The sequence below is a fragment of the Pseudomonas sp. GD04058 genome, from assembly GCF_029836855.1.
Classification (GTDB): Bacteria; Pseudomonadota; Gammaproteobacteria; order Pseudomonadales; family Pseudomonadaceae; genus Aquipseudomonas; species Aquipseudomonas bharatica.
The window spans coordinates 71,827-86,323 of sequence record NZ_JAOECN010000002.1 but is presented as its reverse complement, the minus strand read 5'-3'; the positions used below and the strand labels follow the sequence as shown (position 1 = coordinate 86,323).

At 62.1% G+C, this 14,497-nt stretch carries 15 protein-coding genes and 1 tRNA gene; 9 read left to right on the top strand and 7 right to left on the bottom strand.

Translation table 11 applies throughout. The features are described from left to right. Positions 1–2: 2 nt before the first annotated feature. Both purC and N7650_RS02200 read left to right on the top strand, forming a co-directional pair. Positions 3–713: a phosphoribosylaminoimidazolesuccinocarboxamide synthase gene (purC, locus tag N7650_RS02205; protein WP_009399599.1), complete on the top strand. Its 711-nt coding sequence runs from the start codon at positions 3–5 to the stop codon at positions 711–713. A 93-nt stretch (positions 714–806) separates the two neighbouring features. Beyond that, positions 807–896, top strand: a tRNA-Ser gene (locus N7650_RS02200). A gap of 266 nt (positions 897–1,162) precedes the next feature. Here N7650_RS02200 and N7650_RS02195 read toward each other — a convergent pair. After that, on the bottom strand, positions 1,163–2,119 hold the full coding sequence (locus N7650_RS02195; protein WP_279896915.1) for an AraC family transcriptional regulator: 957 nt from the start codon (positions 2,117–2,119) through the stop codon (positions 1,163–1,165). A gap of 93 nt (positions 2,120–2,212) precedes the next feature. Here N7650_RS02195 and N7650_RS02190 point away from each other — a divergent pair, with 93 nt between their 5' ends. Beyond that, positions 2,213–3,445: an NAD(P)/FAD-dependent oxidoreductase gene (locus tag N7650_RS02190; RefSeq protein WP_279896913.1), complete on the top strand. Its 1,233-nt coding sequence runs from the start codon at positions 2,213–2,215 to the stop codon at positions 3,443–3,445. 104 nt (positions 3,446–3,549) lie between these two features. On the opposite strand, the gene N7650_RS02185 is transcribed toward N7650_RS02190, so the two are convergent. Next, positions 3,550–4,014 carry a GNAT family N-acetyltransferase gene (locus tag N7650_RS02185; RefSeq protein ID WP_279896911.1) on the bottom strand — a complete coding sequence of 155 codons (465 nt, stop codon included), beginning with the start codon at positions 4,012–4,014 and terminating at the stop codon, positions 3,550–3,552. Positions 4,015–4,115: 101 nt separating this feature from the next. Beyond that, on the bottom strand, positions 4,116–5,594 hold the full coding sequence (locus N7650_RS02180) for a PLP-dependent aminotransferase family protein (RefSeq protein WP_279896909.1): 1,479 nt from the start codon (positions 5,592–5,594) through the stop codon (positions 4,116–4,118). Positions 5,595–5,686: 92 nt separating this feature from the next. On the opposite strand from N7650_RS02180, the gene N7650_RS02175 reads away from it, so the two are divergent. Then, positions 5,687–6,889: a benzoate/H(+) symporter BenE family transporter gene (locus tag N7650_RS02175; protein ID WP_279896907.1), complete on the top strand. Its 1,203-nt coding sequence runs from the start codon at positions 5,687–5,689 to the stop codon at positions 6,887–6,889. A 58-nt stretch (positions 6,890–6,947) separates the two neighbouring features. Here the strand turns inward: N7650_RS02175 and N7650_RS02170 are convergent, their stop codons facing one another. Together N7650_RS02170 and N7650_RS02165 are read right to left on the bottom strand one after the other, a co-directional pair. Then, positions 6,948–7,787 (bottom strand): hypothetical protein, encoded by an 840-nt coding sequence (locus tag N7650_RS02170; protein WP_279896905.1) that lies wholly within the window; start codon positions 7,785–7,787, stop codon positions 6,948–6,950. Further along, positions 7,784–8,632 carry a phytanoyl-CoA dioxygenase family protein gene (locus tag N7650_RS02165; RefSeq protein ID WP_279896903.1) on the bottom strand — a complete coding sequence of 283 codons (849 nt, stop codon included), beginning with the start codon at positions 8,630–8,632 and terminating at the stop codon, positions 7,784–7,786. Before N7650_RS02165 ends, N7650_RS02170 begins: the two co-directional genes overlap by 4 nt. A 117-nt stretch (positions 8,633–8,749) precedes the next feature. Between N7650_RS02165 and N7650_RS02160 the strand changes: the two genes are divergently transcribed. The 5 genes from N7650_RS02160 to N7650_RS02140 are packed head-to-tail and all read left to right on the top strand — an operon-like array spanning position 8,750 to position 12,628. Continuing rightward, positions 8,750–9,406, top strand: coding sequence for an acetyltransferase (locus N7650_RS02160; RefSeq protein ID WP_279896901.1), 657 nt, complete (start codon positions 8,750–8,752; stop codon positions 9,404–9,406). Between the two features lie 7 nt (positions 9,407–9,413). Continuing rightward, a complete protein-coding gene (locus tag N7650_RS02155; RefSeq protein WP_279896900.1) occupies positions 9,414–10,337 on the top strand; it encodes a hypothetical protein in 924 nt (307 codons plus the stop codon). After that, complete coding sequence (locus tag N7650_RS02150) at positions 10,330–11,109, top strand: class I SAM-dependent methyltransferase (RefSeq protein WP_279896898.1); 780 nt, start codon at positions 10,330–10,332, stop codon at positions 11,107–11,109. The genes N7650_RS02155 and N7650_RS02150 overlap by 8 nt, the downstream gene beginning before the upstream one ends. Positions 11,110–11,117: 8 nt before the next feature. Next, complete coding sequence (locus tag N7650_RS02145; RefSeq protein ID WP_064301887.1) at positions 11,118–11,897, top strand: phytanoyl-CoA dioxygenase family protein; 780 nt, start codon at positions 11,118–11,120, stop codon at positions 11,895–11,897. A 2-nt stretch (positions 11,898–11,899) separates the two neighbouring features. After that, positions 11,900–12,628, top strand: a complete 729-nt coding sequence (locus N7650_RS02140) for a class I SAM-dependent methyltransferase (RefSeq protein WP_279896895.1) — start codon at positions 11,900–11,902, stop codon at positions 12,626–12,628. Between the two features lie 3 nt (positions 12,629–12,631). Here N7650_RS02140 and N7650_RS02135 read toward each other — a convergent pair whose 3' ends face one another. Together N7650_RS02135 and N7650_RS02130 are read right to left on the bottom strand one after the other, a co-directional pair. Then, positions 12,632–13,333, bottom strand: a complete 702-nt coding sequence (locus N7650_RS02135) for a WbqC family protein (protein ID WP_279896893.1) — start codon at positions 13,331–13,333, stop codon at positions 12,632–12,634. Then, positions 13,330–14,451, bottom strand: coding sequence for a DegT/DnrJ/EryC1/StrS family aminotransferase (locus tag N7650_RS02130; RefSeq protein WP_279896891.1), 1,122 nt, complete (start codon positions 14,449–14,451; stop codon positions 13,330–13,332). Before N7650_RS02130 ends, N7650_RS02135 begins: the two co-directional genes overlap by 4 nt. Between the last annotated feature and the right edge of the window lie 46 nt (positions 14,452–14,497).

The window sequence follows — 14,497 nt, the reverse complement described above, 5'->3', positions numbered from 1 at the left end:
TCATGGAAAAACGTGAAGAACTCTACCGCGGCAAAGCCAAGTCGGTTTACAAGACCGACGACGCCGACCGTTTGATCCTGCTGTTCCGTAACGACACCTCGGCCTTCGACGGCAAGCGTATCGAACAGCTCGACCGCAAGGGCATGGTGAACAACAAGTTCAACGCCTTCATCATGCAGAAACTGGAAGAAGCCGGCATCCCTACCCAGTTCGACAAGCTGCTGGGCGACAACGAATGCCTGGTCAAGAAGCTCGACATGATCCCGGTCGAATGCGTGGTGCGCAACTACGCCGCCGGTAGCCTGGTCAAGCGCCTTGGCGTCGAGGAAGGCATCAAGCTGGAGCCCTCGACCTTCGAGCTGTTCCTGAAGAACGACGAAAAGGGCGATCCGTTCATCAACGAATCCCACGTCGTGGCGTTCGGCTGGGGTACTGCGGAGCAACTGGCGAAGATGAAAGCGCTGTCGCTGAAGGTCAACGAAGTGCTGACCAAGCTGTTCGACGACGCCGGCCTGCTGCTGGTCGACTTCAAGCTGGAGTTCGGCGTATTCCACGGCGAAATCGTCCTCGGCGACGAGTTCAGCCCGGACGGCTGCCGCCTGTGGGACAAGGAAACCCGCAAGAAGATGGACAAAGACCGCTTCCGCCAGGGCCTCGGTGATGTCATCGAAGCCTACGAAGAAGTCGCCAAGCGCCTGGGCGTGCCGCTGTAAACCGGCACGTTCGCGCAAGCATCTGAAAGCACGCGATTTTTTTCATCAAAAGGCTTCGCCTTTGCAGAAAGTGCTGGTATGATGCGCGCCACTGGAGAGATGCCGGAGTGGCCGAACGGGACGGATTCGAAATCCGTTGTACCTTCGCGGGTACCTAGGGTTCAAATCCCTATCTCTCCGCCATACATGTCAAAGCCCCTGAAACTGTGAAGTTTCAGGGGCTTTGTCGTTTTGTCTGGTCATGCGCGCGTGGCAACACCGGTGGAATGCCCTGTCCAGTCGTGACATAGAGGACATGCTGACCATGGCGTATGGTGAGCCGACTGTCGAGCTAAGGTCGGACTGCGCAAACCTTCACGAATTCCCCTTTTCAGCTACCTCGGTTTGACCCGTTCAAGCAGGAACTGAGCGACTTGCAGTCGTATCCGCCATGCCTGTCGAAAGAACACTCAAGCCTTCTGCTCATTACGATAATGCCTGGGCGACGTGCCCATGCGCTCATGGAATGCCTGGCGAAACACGCGATCCGATTGATACCCCACCGTCGCGGCGATTTGCCCTATCGAGTCCTTGCTGTCGCGCAACAGCTCGGCTGCGACGGTAATGCGCCATGCATTCAGATAGTCGATCGGTGACTGGCCAACGAGCCGCCTGAAACGTGCGGCGAATGACGAGCGCGATAGATTGGCGGTTGCCGCCAGTTGCTGAACGTTCCACTTATGATCCGGCTTTTCGTGTATCGCCAGCATGGCCTTGCAGATGTATGGGTCCTGCAAGTCCTTCATCCAGCCTGGCGAGAAACCGGAGTCGGTGAGGATGAAGTGGCGCAAAAGGCCGACGATGATCAATTCCGCCATATGCCTGGCGACTGCGTAATAGCCTGGCTTGCCGTCGACCAGCAAGGTCTCGATAGCCGGGCGGGTCAGATTGAGAATGCTGGCGTCGTTATCCCGCAAGACGATGAACTCCGGCAGTGCCGACAGGATGAATGCGCCCTGTCCGCCCTGGATGCTGAAGGCCAATCCGAGCAGACGACACAACTCGCCGTCGCCGCCATGGACGACGGAAATCGCCGACCCGGGCTGCTGACTGCGGTCGAGCCTGGGTGAGCGCGATTCACTCCACCTCAGTTGGTGAAGATCGGTCGTGGCGACCCCCGGTTTCGACAGCAGGCGACACTCGGCGCCTTTGGCGGCCAGCAGTATGTCGCCTTGGGCGAGATGCAGGCGCTGGCCGTCGGCAGTTTCCAGCACGAAGCTGCCTTCGGTGACGATAAAGCAGAAGCCCGGCTGGTAGTCGCGGACCTGTACACCCCATGGAGCCCTGAGGTGCCAACTGGAGAGGCTGGTCGATTCGATCCTGAGCATCGACAGGAAGTGGCTCAATAAGTCCATGGGCGCAATCAAGAGGATTTATCCGGTTATATGGAGATTTACGCGTTTTTTGTCCAGGCGCAGGCCTTCAGACTATCCCGACAATAACAACGGGAGTAGCTGGATATGCGCAATGACTCGAACTTGCAATGGCGTGCGGGGAAACGTGTCGCCGTGATCGGCGCTGGGCCGGGGGGTATTTCGGCCGCCTTGGCCTTGCATCGTCAGGGCTTCGATGTCCGGGTCTATGAAAGGCAGCCAGAGCCGAAGCCGCTGGGAGGTGCCGTGCTGCTGAGCGTGCCGGTGCTGGCGGTGTTGCGCCATTATGGTGTCGATCTGAACAACTTCGGCTCGTTTACCGTCACCGAATTTCGCAATAACAGGAATCGCTTGCGGTCGCGCCTGCCGTTCAATCGCTCGGTGGAAGAATCCTTCGGAATCAACGGCTGGCATTACGGGATGCTGCGATCCAATGCCTTTGCCCGGATGTTGGAGCTCATGCCCGACGGGATGCTGGTGCCGGACTCGGAGTTCGACCATTACACGCAAAGGGCCGATGGCGTGACGGTGAACTTCAAGGATGGCAAGGCTGTCGATGCCGATATCCTGGTCGGTGCCGATGGCGTTCGTTCGGGTGTGTCGCGGCAGTTGTTCGGCGATCCGCAACTATTCCATGTGGGCCTGCGCGTCTGGCTGGCCTGGTGCGATCCTGTCGAGGGTATTGCGCCGCAGACCGGGAGGATCATCCACTCGCACAAATACCAGGCCAGTTTCTTTCCCATGCTCCACGACGGCAAGCCGGGCTACGAGTGGTGGGTCGTGGAGCCCTGCCGGGAAAACGCCCCGGCGCCGTCCGACGTTGCCGGCCATCTGGGCAGGATCCTGCGCGACTTCCCGGAGCCGTTGCCTCGCTTGCTCAGGTCCACCGATGTGGAAAACCGGATCTTCAAGTGGGATATCTACAATCGCCCCTCGCTACAGCGCTGGAGCGAAGGCCGGGTGGTCTGCCTGGGCGATGCGGTGCATCCGGTTTCACCCTACGCCGCTTACGGTATGGGCATGGCCATCGAAGATGGCTATTTCCTTGGTAAGGCGCTTGCGGGAGCGGACCTTGCCGATGCCGGACGGATCAGTACGAGCTTGCGCCAGTTCGAAGCGCAGCGTGTCGCCTACGTTAACCACCATGTGGAGCTTGCCAGGAAACTGGGCCATGTCTTTCACCGGCTGCCTTATCCATTGGCCAAACTGCGAGACCTGGTGTTCGACCACACGGGTTTTCTCGACAGGATGATCCGCCGGGACTACCTGGCCGACGCGGAGAAGATGTCATTGATGATGCAGGAGTTGCACCAGGCCTGACGGAACGTGAGGGCCCTCGACCTCCTGGCCCCTGTGGAGCACGCCCGCACTGTCGTGCCGGACGGACTCCACAGGAATTCCACGCCTCAGGCGTAACGAATCACTCAGTCGTCGAGCCCCATCCTGTACTCGATCACTCCCGGCCTTTCGGCGATCCAGTCATACAGGCGCTGCGCCGTGCGATTGCTTTCCTGGGTATGCCAGTACAACCGGTCGCACGCTTTCTCCCGCGCCTGTCCCTGCACGTATTCGATCAAGCGCTTGCCGATCATCTGGCCACGTACCTCCGGGCTGACGTAGAGGTCTTCGAGGTAGCAGAAATCGTTCTTGCCCCAGGTGGAACGGTGGAATACGTAGGTGACGAAGCCGTGGATGCGGTCGCCATCCGCGGCGACGGCGCAGTGCACCGGCTCGCTGGGGTCGAAGAAGCGCTCCCAGGTGAGCCGGGTGATCTCTGCGCCCAGGTCTACCTTGTAGAAGGTCTGGTAGCTGCGCCAGTAATCGCTCCACTGCTCGAGGTCGCCCGGTTCCAAGGGGCGAATTGCTATCGACTGTTGTACTGCGGCCATGGGAAGACTCCTATCCGGACTGATCGAAACGGGCGTGTTGCCCGGTTGCGTTTTATAGTCCGGAAATGGCCTGGGATAGCCTGCCAATTGCAGATAGGCAGTCAGACCATTTTCTCTAGCACCTTCTTCAGCCGACCCACCGCAGCCGTCAGTTCCGCTGGCGTATGTGCGGCGAAGCCCATCAGGAATCCCGTGTCGTTGCGTGGCCGCGCATACAGGCTGCCCATCCCCAGCAGGTCCACATCCACCGTTCTGGCAGCAGCGACCACCGCGCGCTCGTCCATGGGGCGGGTAAAGAGGCAGGGCATCTGCATGCCTCCATCAGGCACCCGTGGAGCGAGGAAATCGGCCAGATGCCGCTCAACCAGCTCCGCGAGGATGTCCCGGCGAGCCTTGTAGAGGGCGCGCATGGTCCTGACATGGGCACCGAGATGCCCGCCTTCGATAAAGCGCGCCAGGGTCAGTTGCGAAATCGAGGGGTTATGGCCGTCCTGCAGCGTCCGCGCCGCGGTCATCGGGCCGACCAGTTGCGGCGGCAGAACCATGTAGCCGATCCGCAGGCCGGGAAACATGGATTTGGTGAAGGTGCCGATGTATAGGGTCCGGTCGTGGGCATCCAGCCCCTGGACGCAGGTGGTGGGGCGGCCTTCATAGTGGAACTCGCTGTCGTAGTCGTCCTCGATGATCCACGCCCGTTGCTGGCGGGCCCACTCGATGGCGGCCAGGCGGCGGTCGAGGGACAGGGTGGTACCGGTGGGAAACTGGTGGGACGGGGTAAGGAACAGCGCCCGGGCATCGCCGGCCAACGCGGCCATGGCCGGGACCTGCATGCCGTCGCCGTCGACCGGCACCGGTATGCATTCCAGGCCGGCCGCACCGATGGCTTTTTTCGCGCCGTGGTACATGGGGTCTTCCACCAGCACGCGCTCGCCGCTATCCATCAGCACGGTCGAGCACAGGCTCAGGGCCTGCTGGGAACTGGTCAGGATCAACACCCGATCCGTGCTGGCCCGTGCCCCGCGCTCAAGGTTGAGGTAGTCGGCGATGCTGCTGCGCAGCACCTCCATGCCCTGGGGAGCACTGTGCAGCAGGGCGCGGGTGCCATGTTCCTTGATGACCTGGCGCTCGAGCCGATCCCAGATCGGTAACGGGAAATTGCGTGTCTCTGCGAGACCGGGTGCGAAAGGGTGGGGATATTGGAAGTTTTGCACGCCACCTTCGCGAAAGATGGCGGCGCCGCGCTGGCTCAACTCGGCCTGTGCAACGCTCGCCCCGGAACGCTGTCGTTTTCGTGGTGGTAGTTGCCTGGTGCGTTCGGAAACGAAACTGCCGCTGCCAACCCGGCGCTCGATGAAGCCTTCCGCATGCAGTTGGCTGTACGCGGATTCCACCGTATCCCGCGACACACCCAGCGACAGCGCCAACGGACGGGTGGCCGGCAAGGGCTTGTTCACCCCCAATGCCCCATCGAGGATCAACTGGCGAATCCCGCGCTGGATACGCACATGCAGGGGCAGCGCGCCATAGGCCGGGTGGTTGAGCCAGGCCTTTACCGATTCCAGTTGGGCGTTCTTGAACATTGGTCTGCTCGATATCCATGAATTGGCGGGAAGTCACCCGCCATTCTACGGCTATAAACGTGGCTTCCTTCAACCTTGTTCCGGAGGCTGCCTTGAGCATTTCCGCTGAAACCCCTTCGTCCGCCGTGCGCCCCGCGGACCTGATTCATCCAGTGGTCGCCGGCGTGGTATCGGTCATCGTCAACTATGGCGGTACCTTTATCCTGGTGTTCCAGGCGGCCCGGATGGCCGGGCTCAGCCCCGAGCTGACCGCTTCATGGGTCTGGGCCGTATCGATCGGGGTGGGCATCAGCGGATTGCTGCTGTCGTGGTTCAGCCGCGCGCCAATCATCACCGCCTGGTCCACACCGGCGGCGGCGTTCCTGGTTACCGCGCTGCCCACCGTCACCCATGCCGAGGCGATCGGTGCCTATCTGTTGTCTGCGATGGCCTTCGTCCTGCTCGGGGTCACGGGCTGCTTCGAAAAGCTGATCCGTCTTATCCCTGCGGGGCTGGCTGCCGGTCTGTTGGCAGGCATCCTCCTGCAGTTCGGGATCGGGGCCTTCGCCAGCCTCTCGCTGGATCCCGCACTGGCCGGGTTGCTGATCTGCGCCTATGTGCTGTTCAAGCGCTTCAGCGCGCGATACGCGGTGGTCGGTATCCTGCTTCTCGGCCTGGCTTATCTGCTTGCGATGCGGCAAGTCGAACTGGCAGGCCTGCAACTGCAATTCGCCGCTCCGGTGTACACCGCTCCGGCCTTCAGCCTGAATGCCGCGCTCAGTGTTGCGCTGCCGTTGTTCCTGATTACCCTCACCGGCCAGTACATGCCCGGCATGCTGGTATTGCGCAACGACGGTTTCGCCACCAGCGCCAATCCCATCGTTACCGTAACCGGCCTGGGCTCGTTGCTGATGGCACCGTTCGGCTCCCACGCCTTCAATATCGCGGCGATCACCGCCGCCATCTGCACCGGCAAGGAAGCTCACGAGGACCCGGGCAAGCGCTGGATCGCCGGTGTCGCTGCCGGCGTCTGCTACATCCTGGTCGGCGTGTTCGGGGTGACGTTGGCAGCGCTGTTCATGGCCTTTCCGGCACCTTTCATCACGACCCTGGCCGGGCTGGCCTTGCTGGGCACCATTGGTAGCAGCCTGTCGAGCGCCATGGCCGACGCGAAGTCACGGGAAGCGGCGTTGATTACCTTTCTTGCCGCAGCGGCGAATATCACGCTGCTCGGGATTGGCGGGGCGTTCTGGGGATTGGTGATCGGATTGCTGGCCTATGCCGTGCTGAACGGTCGCCTTCCATGGCAACGCTGACCCAGCCGAAATCATATGGCTTTGCGCGCCGGCCTGGCGCAGGCGCTGGAAACTTCGATCACGACGCTCCGAGGGCCTGGCCTATCCGGCGCGATAGCAGCATCGCTCCTTCGCCTTGCGGCAGCAGATGGTCGAAGTCGCCGAAGTGGCCGGCATGGAAGGCGGGGTCGGCATAGAGATCGATAATCTGCATGTCCAGGCCGGGGGCGAGGGTGCCGAGCAACTGCTGGAGTTCGAAGACTCCGCGGAACAGGAAGGCGCTGTCGTGACCGGCAGCGGCGCGGTACGCCTCGTGCATCGGCGGGATGACCACGATGACCCTGTGCCGCAGCTCGGCGGCCAACAGCAGCAGTTGCGCCAGGTACTGGTTGCCGTCTTCGCGTGCATTCAGGCGCATGTGGTCGGCGACCCGCTGCGCTGCGCCCTGGCTGGCCGGCATGAAGGCCTTCTGCTGGTCCGGCAGGAAGCCGGCGACGCCGCCGAGGGTATCGCCCGGTGCTGCCAGGCGGCCCTGCAACTGGCTGGCGATCTGTATCAGCAGCGGATCCTCGTAGCTCAGCCCCAACTGGAAAATCTCGTTCATCAGCGGTGCGAGAATCTTCTCGCTGGGCGACTGCTCCAGCAGGTTGCCAGGCGAGAACAGCGAATAGAACACGATCACCGTATCCAGTCGCGGCGCCTGGTTCACGGCGTGCTGGTAGAGCGCCAGGGCATGACGGAAATCCTGGGAGCGGCTGCACAGGTTGAACGAACCCGGGCTGTAGCGCGGATCGAAGGCGAAGTCGCCATGGGACGAGCCCAGGGCGATGCTGGTCAGCACCGGGCTGTCCTGCTGCAACATCGCGCGCTTGGCGGCGAAGTACTCGATCAAGGCCGGAAACGGATTGGAATCGCTCATTGCTCGGTGCTCCGGGCGTAGGTCCGGCGTACCTGTTCGACGCTGGGGAAGTTCTCGGTGATGAAGCCGCGCTGCATCGACTTGTGCTGGGTGAACGGATATTCCCGCGCGATGAAAGTCGGTTCGCTGGCGTTCTCGTAGCGACCGCTGATCGAGAGGCGCATGCGCTCGTCGCCTTCGCGCGAAGATCGATGAATGGTGAAGTTCGACATCAAGCAAACGCCGCCCTTGCCGACACAGACAGGAACGAAGCTGTCCTCGCTGTAGTGCCGGGGATCCACGCGCAGCACATGCTGCTCCTGGTTGCCGCCGAGCAGGCCGAGCAGATGACTCCCGGGTACCACTTCCATGGTGAACAACCGTTCGTCGATCGCCATGAAGGGAATCCAGGTGGTGATGGTGTCGAGGCTGCCCTGGACGGAGGTCCAGTCCTGATGCACATCGAAGCCCTGGTAACCGCCCGGGATCACCAGGCGCCTGGACATCAGGTGCAGCACCGGGGTGGTCTGGAACAGCGGGGTGGCGATGCCCAGGTCGGCGCAGGCCTGGCGCAGGCGCTCCTCGGTCATCAGGCGATACACGCCATGGAGCTTGGCGCACATGCGCAGCGTGGCGAGATAGAGCGGGATGCTGGCGCCGAGCAGGCTGGCCATGTTGTCGTGCAGGGCGTCCACCAGCGGCCCCGTGGCGACGGGCAGCCCGAGGCGCTGGAGTTGCTGGGCGAAGGACAGGTTGAAATGCTCGAGGGTTTCGTCGAGGTGTCGCGCATCGAAAATGTCCTCGACGATCAGATAACCGTTGTCCTGGTAAAAACGGATTTGATCGTGATCAAGAATCCTGCCCATCTTCCCGGTGTCCTTTTTCGTTGTGCCAGCGACAGTGCTATCGTGGCCGGCAGTATACACAGCGCTTCTTTCACGTCGGTTTGACCTGACTCACTTTTGTACCCGCGGGACGTCACGATGCAGAAAGTTGTCATTTTCGGAATTCTGGATACTGCGCAGCTGGCGCATTACTACCTGAAGAAGGACCCGACCGTGGAGGTCGTCGCCTTCACCGTGCATGAGCGCTATATCCCCGAGTCGAAACGCTTCGAAGGGCTGCCGGTGGTGCCCTTCGAATCGCTCCACGAGTACTTTCCCAGCAGCGGGTACAGGCTGTTCGCGCCGATGACCGGGCGCCGGATGAATCGCCTGCGCGAGTCCGTCTACCTGCAGGGCAAGGACAAGGGCTACGACTTCATTTCCTATGTCAGCCCGAATGCCACGGTGAACGACAATCCGATCGGCGAGAACTGCTTCATTCTCGAAGACAACACCCTGCAGCCCTTCACCACCATCGGCAATAACGTGGTGCTGTGGAGCGGCAACCATATCGGTCATCACGGCGAGATTCGCGACCACGTGTTCTTCACCTCCCACGTGGTCCTGTCCGGTCATTGCGTGGTGGAGCCTTACGCCTGGCTCGGGGTCAATTCGACCATCACCAACGACTGCACCATCGCCGAAGGCACCTGCGTGGCGATGGGCGCGCTGATTTCGAAAAACACTCAACCCTGGCAGCTCTACATCGGCGCACCCGCGCGTGCCGTGAAAAGCAGCCAGGACCTGGATTTTTAGGTAGAACATGGCCTGGAAAAAACTCGGCAGAATCTTCGACCCGGACAGCGACTGGGTTGGCTCCCACGCTCAGGTACCCACCAGCCTGGTACTCGACGATGTCGTGCGGGTGTTCATTTCCACCCGCAATGCCCAGGGCAAGAGCCTCTGCTATGCGGTGGACCTGGACCGGCACGACCCGCTGCGGGTGGTCGCCCGCCACCGCGAGCCGTGCCTGGGCTTCGGTGCTCCCGGCACCTTCGACGACGAGGGCGTTATGCCCAGCTATGCGCTGAAGCGCGACGGTCGCACCTACCTCTACTACAGTGGCTGGAACCAGCGGCTCACCGTGCCTTACCACAACGCCATGGGCGTTGCAGTCTCGGACGATGATGGCCTGAGTTTCCGCAAGCTTTTCGAAGGTCCGATCATGGACCGCACCGCCACCGAGCCATACCTGGCAGTCACCCCGACGGTGCTGTTCGACGAGGGCCTGTGGAAAATGTGGTACGTCTCCGGCACCCGCTGGCTGGAGGTGAACGGCAAGTACGAGCCGCTCTACGTGATCAAGTACGCCGAATCCGAGGACGGCTACCAATACACCCGCTTCCCCGAACAGTGCCTGGAATCGCGCTTCCCCACCGAGGCGTTCTCGCGTCCGTGCGTGATCCGCGAGGATGGCCTGTTCAAGATGTGGTTCTGCTCCCGCGCCTCCGAGGACTATCGCGACGGCGCCGGGTCCTACCGCATCCGCTACGCCGAGTCCGTCGACGGCCGGACCTGGACCCGCTTCGATGACGAGGGCATCCCACCATCCGTCGAGGGCTGGGACTCGCAGATGACCTGCTACCCGTTCATCTTCGAGAGCGGCGGGCAAAAATACATGCTGTACAACGGCAACCGGTTCGGGACCAGCGGCTTCGGCCTGGCCCAGTGGAGTGATGATGAGTAACGAAAAGATCCAGGATGATGTCTACAAGCTGGAATCCACTGCCTCGGACCTGCAATACGCGTTCCGCGACAGGTTGCGCGCCCTGTACCTGAACAGCCCGCTGTCGGATGACGACCTGCTGTTCAATATCGGCCTGTATACCCGCAGCTCGGTGCTGGTGAAGTTCATCGTCCTCAGCGACCTGTACAAGCGCTTCAAGCACATTCCTGGAATCATCTGCGAATTCGGCACCTGGTACGGCCATAACCTGGTCCTGCTGGAGAACCTGCGCGCCATGTACGAGCCGTTCAACAAGCAACGGCGGATCGTCGGTTTCGATACCTTCGAAGGCTATTCCGCGCCGGGCGAAAAGGATCGCCAGGAAAGCGGCGTATGGGTCGAGAATTCCTATTCCACCCAAGCCAGCTACAAGGATCATCTTGCCGAACTGCTGGAGGTGCACGAGGGCAACAATGTCCTTGGCCACAAGCGCGGCATTCATCAACTGGTGGCGGGTGACGTTTGTCAGACCGCGCCCGAGTATTTCACGGCCAACGCTTCGGCGATTGTCGCGTTCGCCTACTTCGACATGGGCCTGTACGAGCCGACCCTGGCGGCGCTCAAGGCGGTCAGGCCGCATCTGGTCAGCGGCAGTGTGCTGCTGATGGACGAACTGACCTGGGCGGAATCGCCGGGCGAGGCGCTGGCGTTCAAGGAGGTATTCCAGCCCCACGAGTACAGCCTGGAGAAGTGCGAGCTGTACCCCTCCAAGTGCATCGTCACCATCAAGTAGGAGCCGCAATGATCAGCATCGAGGAATTCGACGCGCGCATGGCCGGGCAGGGCTGGGTCATCTTCGAACGGGCCATCCCGCAGGCCATCGTCGAGCAGATGCGCGAGGACATCCACAAGGCCTATGCGATCTGCCGCGAGTACCAGGTGAAGAATGGCATCGACCAGGACACCAGTTTCACCGTGCACCACCTGGTCGGGCAGTTCGACAGCTTTCTCGACTGCCTGCGCGCCTATCCGATCTACCCGTTCATCGAGCGCTATTTCGGCGGCCAGTTCATCCTCAATTCGTTCGGTGGGGCGATCAACACGCGGGACAGCCAGTCCTACGCGCAGCGGGTGCACCGGGATATCCGCTCCTACTCGGGGGAAACCGCGCTGCTGCTCAACACCCTGGTGATGCTCGATGATTTCACCGCCGACAATGGCGCCACCTGGATGCTGTCCGGCTCGCACAAAGCGCCGGGCAAACCGACCGACGACTACTTCCGGGCCCACGCCGAGCAGGCCATCGCGCCGGCAGGCAGCATCCTGATGTTCAACTCCAATGTCTGGCACGCGGGCGGCAGCAATATCACCGATCACTTGCGTCGCTCGGTGACGCCGATGTTCTCCAGGCCGTTCATGAAGCAGCAGTTCGATTATCCGCGCGCCCTGGGTTACGACCGCGGGCCGGAGTTCGACGAGCGCCTGCGCCAGGTCATCGGCTACAACGCGCGGGTTCCCGCCACGCTGGACGAGTGGTACCAGCCGCCGGCCAAGCGCATGTACCACTCCAACCAGGGCTGAGCATGTCACGCGATCTCAACACCGAGTACCAGGACACCGAAGACCGGCGCTACGCCTACGATTTCGACTATATCCACCGCGACTACATGATCCGCGCGCTGGCCGGGCAGTTCCGTCCCGGCAATGCCCTGGAGATGGGCTGCTACCACGGCGAGTTCACCAGGAAGCTGTTGCAGGTCTTCAACGAGGTGACGGTGCTCGAAGGCGCGTCCGACCTTATCGAGATCGCCCGCAGGAACGTCGACGATGCGCGGGCGACGTTCATCCTGGGCCGGTTCGAAGAGGCCGATCCCGGGCAGCGCTTCGACAATATTTTCCTGGTCCACACGCTGGAACACCTGAGCGAACCGCAGCCGGTGCTGAAACGCGTCCGTGAATGGCTCAAGCCCGGCGGCCGCCTGTTCGTCGTGGTGCCCAATGCCAATGCGGCATCCCGGCAGATTGCCGTAGGCATGGGCCTGATCGACTTCAACGCGGCAGTCACCGAAGGCGAGCGCAAGCATGGCCACCGCTGCACCTACAGCCTCGATACGCTTGAGCACGAGGTGCGGCAGGCCGGTTTCCGCATCGGGCAGCGGGGCGGCATCCTGTTCAAGCCGCTGGCCAATTTCCAGTTCGATGCAGCGCATCGCGCCGGCATCATCGACCAGGCGTTCTTCGAGGGTTGCTACCAGTTGGGAATGAAGTACCCCGACCTTACCGCCAGCATCTACGTGGTGTGCGAAGCCTGATCCTCACGTGCAGTCGAACGACCGCAAATGGGCCCCGATTCCCTCGGGGCCCACTTCCATCAGCGCATCGATGATCGACAGGCCAGGCGTGAACCCTTCGCTGCGCTGGCGGTAGGGCAGGGCGCGCATGGCGATGAAGCGCAGCTCGATTCCGCGTTCGGCGAAAGCCTGCGCCTCGTACAGCGAGCGCCCGCCCTGGGCGTTGATGTAGCGCTTCGCGTTTTCCTGGCGGCAGATATCGAGGATGCGTTCCTGCGCCGCCAGATGGCCGTTCCTGTAGCACCTGCTGCTCGGCACGATCTGCGCCTGCAAGCCCATGAAGCGGGCCAGTACCTGCACCTGGTGGCTCAGGAACCCGGCCAGGTTGCGGTCCTCATGACGCAGTATTCCCTCCACCAGGGCAAACACTTCTTCGAAGCAGGGGGCCTTGCGATAGGCCATCTCCAGGCTGCGCAGCAGGCGCCGTTGCCACTGGGCGGCGGGGGCGATGTCGATCTCGTCGATCCTGCGGTTCTGCGAGGCCTGCAGCAGCGGCAGGGTAAACAGCGCCGGTTCGCCATTGATCAGGATGCGGTTGCGATTGATCCAGCCGCGATTGATGTAGTTCACATCGTCGTAGACCACGAAGCGGTCCGTAGCCTGCAGCAGTTGCCAGTAGCCGATGTAGGGGAACAGGTACGGCTGCATGATCGCCAGTGCGGTCATGCAGCCGCCCCGGCGACCAGCTCGATGATGAAATCCACGCTGTCGTGGTCGAGGTCGGGGTAGATCGGCAGGCAGATCACCTGCTCCACCACCCGGTGCGCCACCGGCAGGTTGTCGGCGCTGGACGACGGGTCGTGGCGGTACATCGGCAGGCTGCTGATCAGCGGCTGGAAATAGCGGCGGCCGTTGATGCCGTGGGCGGCGAGATGCTCGAACAATTGATCGCGTTGCAGCGGATAGTCCGCGCCGACCAGGATCGGGAAATAGGCGTGATTCCCGAGGGCTTCGCCGACGCCGTCGATGCAACGGATGCCGCGGACTCCGGCCAGGCCCCGGCGATAGCGCTGGTCGATCAGGCGACGCTTGTCCAGGGCCTGGTCGAGCCCTTGCAGTTGCAGCAGGCCGAAGGCCGCGTGCACTTCGCTGAGCTTGCCGTTGTTGCCGGTGAATTCCACGGTGCTGCCATCGCAGGACAGGCCGAAGTTCTTCAACTGGTCGATATGGCGCTTGGTCGCCTCGTCGCGACAGACGATGGCACCGCCCTCGAAGGTGCTGAACACTTTGGTGGCATGGAAGCTCAGCACTGCCATGTCGCCATGCTGCAGCAGGCTGCCGGCCTCGTCGCGCACGCCGAAGGCATGGGCTGCGTCATAGATCACCTTCAGTCGGTGACGCTCGGCGATCTGCTGGATTGCCCGCACATCGCAGGGATGCCCGTAGCAATGCACCGGCATGATCGCCGTGGTGCGGGCGGTGATCGCTGCTTCGATGCGGGCCGGGTCCAGGTTCAGGGTATCGGGGGCGATATCGACGAACACGGGCCGCAGGTTGTTCCACAGCAACGAGTGGGCCGTGGCGACGAACGAATAGGGCGTGGTGATCACTTCGCCTTCCAGGCCTGCCGCCTGGATCGCCGTGATCAGCGCCTGGGTGCCGTTGCAGAACAGCGACACATGCGCGACGCCCAGGTACTCGCACAGCGCGCTTTCCAGACGCTGGTGCATGCTGCCACCGTTGGTCAGGATGCGACTGTCCCAGATTTCCCGAAGGTACGGGATGAAGTCGTCCAGCGCGGGCAGGGCGGGTTGGGTGACGAAGATCGGATCGCGCTTTTTCATGGGCTGCACATCGCTCCGATCGTCCTGTTCATCGCGGCCCCTTTGC